Origin of the sequence: Oceanivirga salmonicida, from assembly GCF_001517915.1 — a bacterium.
GTDB classification, from domain to species: domain Bacteria; phylum Fusobacteriota; class Fusobacteriia; order Fusobacteriales; family Leptotrichiaceae; genus Oceanivirga; species Oceanivirga salmonicida.
Genome location: NZ_LOQI01000175.1, coordinates 1 through 505, shown reverse-complemented (window position 1 = coordinate 505; position 505 = coordinate 1). Strand labels below are relative to the sequence as shown.

The 505-nt window shown below is 29.1% G+C and carries 1 protein-coding gene; it reads right to left on the bottom strand.

What is annotated here, in order from left to right:
- Positions 1–505: ABC transporter ATP-binding protein (locus AWT72_RS08820; protein ID WP_156413156.1), on the bottom strand; the 505-nt coding region annotated here is incomplete at both ends.

Genomic DNA, 505 nt, shown 5'->3' with positions numbered 1-505 from the left:
CATATTATGAGTTATCATAAAAGTTATAGTATTTTTATTTTGTTCTACTATTTCTTTTGTTTTTTCTAATATTATATTAGAAGTTTTAGGATCTAATGCAGCAGTATGTTCATCTAATAATAAAATTTTAGGCTCATTAAATGTTGACATAAGTAATGATAAACATTGTCTTTGACCCCCTGATAATGATTCTACTCTAGTTTCTAATTGATTTTCTATACCTAGTCCTAATGTTTCAAGTTTAGATTTAAACTCTTCTATTTTAGATATTTCTAACCCAAAACCTAATCCAAATTTTTTACCCTTATTTGAAGCCATAGACATATTCTCTAAAACCGTCATAGACGGCGCAGTTCCCTTTGAAGGGTCTTGATGTACCTTAGATATGAATTTTGCTCTCTTATGAGCCTTTATATTGCTTATATCGGCATCTTCTAACTCTATCTTACCGCTATCTGCTATTATTTCTCCACTTAATAAATTTAAAAAAGTTGACTTACCTGCT